The sequence below is a fragment of the Streptomyces sp. MZ04 genome (assembly GCF_004684775.1).
Taxonomy (GTDB): domain Bacteria; phylum Actinomycetota; class Actinomycetes; order Streptomycetales; family Streptomycetaceae; genus Streptomyces.
Genome location: NZ_SRIC01000415.1, coordinates 1 through 5,563, shown reverse-complemented (window position 1 = coordinate 5,563; position 5,563 = coordinate 1). Strand labels below are relative to the sequence as shown.

The following is a 5,563-nucleotide window of genomic DNA, read 5'->3' as shown; positions in this document are numbered from 1 at the left end:
CTGGCGCACGACCGACCCCGCACGCCCCTTCTCGACCTCGAGCTGTGCGTGGACGCGGCGCCGCAGGTCCGCCACGTGGCTCACGATGCCGACGCTGCGGTCCCGCTCGCGCAGGGAGTCCAGTACGTCGAGGACCTCGTCCAGGGTCTGGTCGTCGAGGCTGCCGAAGCCCTCGTCGATGAAGAGCGTGTCGAGGCGTACGCCGCCGGCCTCGTCGGTGACGACGTCGGCGAGGCCGAGCGCGAGCGCGAGCGAGGCGAAGAACGTCTCGCCGCCCGACAGCGTCGACGTGTCGCGCTCGCGGCCCGTCCACGCGTCGACCACGTGCAGTCCGAGACCGGAGCGGCCGCGGCCGGTGCGGTCGTCGGAGTGGACCAGGGTGTAGCGGCCCGACGACATGCGCTGCAGCCGTGCGGTCGCGGCGGCCGCGACCTGTTCGAGGCGGGCGGCCAGGACGTACGACTCCAGGCGCATCTTGCGTTCGTTCTCCGCCGATGTGCCCGCGGTGAGCCCGGCGAGCCGCGCGACGCGGTCGTAGTCGGCGCGCAGCGGGGCGAGGCGTCGGGCGCCCGCGGCCGACCGGCCGGAGAGCCGGTCGAGTTCGGCGCAGCGCCGGTCCGCCGCGTCGAGCGCGGACGCGGCGGCGCGGGCCCGCGCATCGGCCCGTTCGGCCGCGTCCTGGGCCGCCCGCGGGTCGGCGGGCGGCCGCTGTGCGGCGGCGGCCGCGTCCGGCTCGGCGAGCAGGGAACGCACCGCGGCCTCCTCGTTCTGCCAGGCGTCGACGCGGTGCTGCAGTGCGCGGTGGTGCGCGTCGTCCAGGAGTGCGTCGGCCGCGTCCCCCGGCGTGTCGAACCCCGCGCGGAAGGCCGCGTCGGCGAGTCGCGCGTCGGCGTCCTTGAGCCACTGGGCGGTGTCGTCGGCGGTGCGGGCCGCTTCCGAGGCCTCGGTCAGGAGGGCCGTCTGCCGCTCCAGTTGCGCGGCACGGGCGGCGACGCTGCCGCTGGCGCCCCGCGCCCGGGTCAACTCGGCCTCCAGCGCCTCCTGTTCGCGGTCGAGCGCCTCGCGCCGCGTGGCGCGGGATGAGGCCCTGAGCGCGGCCTCGTGCCGCGCGGCGACCCTGCGGTCGTGCTCACGCTCGGCCCTGTCGAGGGTTTCCCGGGCGTCGCGAAGGCCGGATGCGCGGTCCCGCACCTCGGCGTGTTCGTACCGCAACTTCTCGACAAACGCGGCGATTTCGTCGACGGACGGGCCGCGCGGGGTGTCGGGGGCATCCCCCGCGGTCGTGGCCCCCGACGCCGTGGCGGCCTCCGCGGCGAGGGCTTCCCGGATCTCACCGTGGCGCCGCTCGGCCTGCGTTCTCAGCTCGTCCGCCCGCCGGTAGTCGGCGAGCACCGCCTCCTCCTTGGCGCGGTCGACGTGACCGGCGGATTTGGGTGCGGGCGCGGGGTGTTCGGCCGATCCGCAGACCGCGCACGGGGCGCCGTCCGTCAGGCCGGCGGCCAGTTCGGCGGCGATACCGCTCAGGCGCTGCTCCTTCAGGGCCAGCCAGTGTTCGTGCACGACGGTGGCGCGCTCCCGCGCCACGAGTGTGCTCTCGTGCGCGCGGGCCGCCTGTTCGGCCAACCGGTCGCGGCGCCGCGCCGCGGCCAACCTGCCCTGGGCGGGCTCCAGTTGGCCCGCGAGGTGCTCCGCGCGCGTGGCCGCTTCCTGGGCGGACTCGATACGTCCCTGGAGTCCGGCGCGGGTGGCCTCCCACCCGTCGAGCCAGCCGGCCGCTTCGCGCAGCAGCTCGTCGTCGGCGCGTTCCTCGCGCTCCAACGCGACGCGTTCCGTGCCGAGTTCGGCGAGGCGGCGCTCGGCGCGCCGGGCCGACTCCAGGCCGCCGAGCTCTTCGGCCGCCTTGCGTGCGGCGGCGGCGAGCCCCGTGGCCCCGGCGTCCGCGAAGGTGTCGGGCAGTTGCCGCCGAGCGCGGGCCTCCTCGGCGGTGGCGCGCCGGTGCTCCTCCTCGGTGGCGCGGCGCAGGCCGAGCGCGGGAGCCACCGTCTCGGCCTTGCGGGACCGCTCCATCCGGTCCTTGTTCCGCCGGTGCTCCTGCGCACGCTCGTGCAGCCGCTCGGCCCGCTCCTGCGCCTGGGCGAACCTCCTTTGCAGCCGGTCGAGTTCGCGTACGTCGTCGAAGTGGCGCCCCGCGGCGGCCTGCGCGGATTCGGCGGCGGTGAGCGCGCACCGTGCGATCGCGCGCCGTTCACGGGCACCGGTGCGGGCGACGGCGGCCCACGCCAGGACGGCATCGGCGAGCCCCGGATCGCCGGGCGACAGGTCGGGCGACGGCAGCTCGGCGGCGTCGCTTCCCGCCGCCTGCTGCATCCGGTGCGCGTCGGCGAGCAGCTCCGCGTCGCCCTCGCGCACGGCGCCCTCGGCCTGGCGCCGCTGCTCGGCAAGGCGCTGCTCGACCGCGGCGAACCTGCGGGTGTCGAAGAGCCGCCCGAGCAGTTTGCCGCGGGCCTCGGCGTCGGCCCGCAGGAAGCGCGCGAAGTCGCCCTGGGGCAAGAGCACGACCTGGCAGAACTGCTCCTTGCTCATGCCGAGGAGCTGGGTGATCTCCTCGCCGATCTCCTGGTGGGAGCGGCTGAGGTCCTGCCATCCGCCCGCGTGACCGGCGTCCGCGGCCGCGTACTCGCGCAGCCAGGTCTGCGCCTTCTCCGTGGTCGTACCGGTGCCGCGCTTCTTCGGGCGCTCCCAGGGCGGCTGCCGGGTGATCTCCAACCGGCGCCCGGCGACGGTGAGTTCGAGACACACCTCGGTCCGCGCGGAGGCCGGCGCGTGGTCACTGCGCAGGGTCACACCCTGGCCGCCGCCCTGCCGGGGTCCTGGCACCGAGCCGTACAGGCCGTAGCAGACGGCGTCCAGGACGGAGGTCTTCCCGGCGCCGGTCGGGCCGTGCAGCAGGAAGAGCCCGGCGGCGGAGAGCTCGTCGAAGTCGACGGACTGGGTGGTGCCGAAGGGGCCGAACGCGGTGATCCGGAGCCGGTGCAGCCTCATCGGGCGACCTCCCGCAGCGTGTCCTCGGTGCGGACGGTGTCGAACGCGGCCTCGAGCACCGCCCGTTCGCGCCCATCGGGCCCGGCGCCGCGCACATGGGTCACGAAGTCCTCCGCGATCTCCTGATCGCTGCGGCCCTTGAGGCGTTGCGCGTACGAGACGTCCGGGTCGTCGGGCGACCGCTCCGGATCGAAGACGAGGCTGAGCGTGTGCGGGAAGCGCGCGCAGAGGCGGGCCATGGGGTCGTCGGGGCGCACCGGGTCGGTGAGCGTCGCCTCGAGCCAGGATTCCTCGTGGCGGGCGAGGTCCGGGTCGGCGAGCAGCTCGTCGAGCCGTCCCCGGACGCGGGCGAGCTTCCGCGGCACCGGGCAGTCGATCCGCTCGGCGTGGATCTCCCCCGCCGCCCCCAGGTCGATGAGCCACATGGTCTTGCGGTGGGCGGACTCCGAGAACGAGTACGGCAGCGGGGAGCCCGAGTAGCGCACCCGCTCGCTGATGGCCTGGCTGCCGTGCAGATGGCCGAGCGCGGCATAGTCGACGCCGTCGAAGACGCCCGAGGGCACGGCGGCGACCCCGCCGACGGTGATGTCCCGCTCGCTGTCGCTGGCCTCGCCGCCGGTGACGAAGGCATGGGCGAGGACGACGGAACGGGTGCCCGGCGCGCGAGTGGCCAGGTCGGCCCGCACCCGCTCCATGGCGGCGCCGATGACCGCCTCGTGCCCGGCACGGGCCACCCCGAACTCGTCCTTGACCAGGGCCGGTTCCAGGTAGGGCAGGCCGTAGAAGGCCACGTCCCCGTGGTCGTCGGCCAGGACCACCGGTTCACCGCAGGCGGCGGGCGCGGTGCGCAGATGGATGCCCGCGCGTCCGATGAGACCGGCGCCGACGCCGAGGCGGCGCGCCGAGTCGTGATTCCCGGAGATCATCACGGTCGGCACACCCAGGTCGGCGAGCCGGTGCAGCGCGTCGTCGAACAGCTCGACGGCGGCGAGCGGCGGCACCGCCCTGTCGTACACGTCCCCGGACACGACGACGGCGTCCGCCTCGCGCTCACGCACCGTGGCGACGAGGTGGCCGATGAAATCGGCCTGGGCCCCGAGCATGTTCACCCGGTGGAACGACCGCCCCAGATGCCAGTCGGACGTGTGCAGAATTCTCAAGACGCCGCTCCGGCCCGCATGCTTTCCCCCTCCTGCGCCGCCGGAGCCAGCACCGGCACAGCACGGGCCTCGCCGACAGCACCCACCACGCTAGCGCCTGATCACACCTGCTCGATCACGAAACTTCAGGTGCCCCTGGCTCCGACTGCTGCTGTGGCACATCAGACACGGACGGCTGTTCGAGTGCCGAAGAGGGCGGCTGGGGCTCGGCCGCCGACGACGGCGGACTGACCGGAGGGGACGCCGGGGCCGATGACGGAGCCGATGTCGACGGGCACGGACTGCCGCCGGGCGACGGCGGTCCGGTGCCGTCGGCGGGCGTCGAGACGCAGGGCTTGGGGCTCTCGGACGCGGACTCGGACGCGGACTCGGACGGCGGCAGGGACACGGAGGCGGTCGGCGTCGGCTTGTCCGCCGGCGGTGTGGTCTTCTCGTCCCCGGCGCCGGTGTCGCCCTTGTCACGCTCGAACCAGTCGCCGCTGTGCGGGTCGAAGAGGATGAAGACGTTCACGACCTGGACGGCGGGCGTCACGACCACGACGTTCGACGACCGGTAGCCGGGCCACGCGTCGCCCGTCTGCTTCGGGGCCTTCTGGGCGACCGGCGGCGTCAGCGGATTGCCGCAGGCGCAGCGCACGCGCGGTACGCCTTGGCCGTCGACGAGCACGGCGGTGCCGGCCTGCAGGACGGCCTGGTAGGCGGTCGGGGCGCCGTCGCGGTAGCCGTGATTGGTGACGCGGGTGTCGAAGCGCAGCTGTACGGGGGTGAGCGACCTCAGGTAGCCGGGCACGGCGGACGGGGCGATGTCCTGGACCGAGGCGAACGCCTTGTTCTTCGCCGGATCCTTCTGGAGTTCGGAGACCTGCTTCTCCACGTCGCAGCTGCCGACTTTGCGCGTCCCTCCGTAGAGACCGGGTGCCGATCCGTCGACGCCGCGCGTCACGTTGGCGGACGCCGACGAGCTCGGCAGCGCGGTCGGGGACGGCGGCGGGCCGTCTTTGCGGGCCGTCGAGTCGGTGTAGGGATCAGGACCCGTTTTGTCCGTGGGCAGGGGGAGCACCTCGCCCACGGTGTCCGACTTGCTGTCGGGGCGGGTGAGGACGACGGTCAGGACCACCGCGGCCACGATCGCGGTGGCGATCACCGCCACGCGCGGCGCCGACTTCCACCAGGGGCGCTCGGGCTTGTCTCCGGGACCCTGGCCGTGCCCCGTGGCTCCCTCGTCCGGCCCATCGGGGCCGTGAGGACCGCCCGGCCCCCCGCCATCGGGCGGACCGCTCGGCGGGCCTGTAGGGCGTTCGGCGGTCGGTGGGGTCGCATCGGGCTGGGTGGCGCCCGGCTGAGAGGGGCCCGGGTGGGAG

3 protein-coding genes are annotated in these 5,563 nt (G+C 74.7%); all 3 read right to left on the bottom strand.

The window, feature by feature from the left end:
- Positions 1–3,042 (bottom strand): SMC family ATPase (locus E2651_RS40750; protein ID WP_135336318.1); only part of this gene is annotated, 3,042 nt, incomplete at its 3' end.
- Entirely contained in the window at positions 3,039–4,202 is a 1,164-nt protein-coding gene (locus E2651_RS40745) for an exonuclease SbcCD subunit D (RefSeq protein ID WP_135336317.1), read from the bottom strand. The genes E2651_RS40750 and E2651_RS40745, both read right to left, overlap by 4 nt.
- Before the next feature lie 115 nt (positions 4,203–4,317).
- A partial coding sequence (locus E2651_RS40740) for a DUF6777 domain-containing protein (protein WP_245239522.1) occupies positions 4,318–5,563 on the bottom strand: 1,246 nt, incomplete at its 5' end.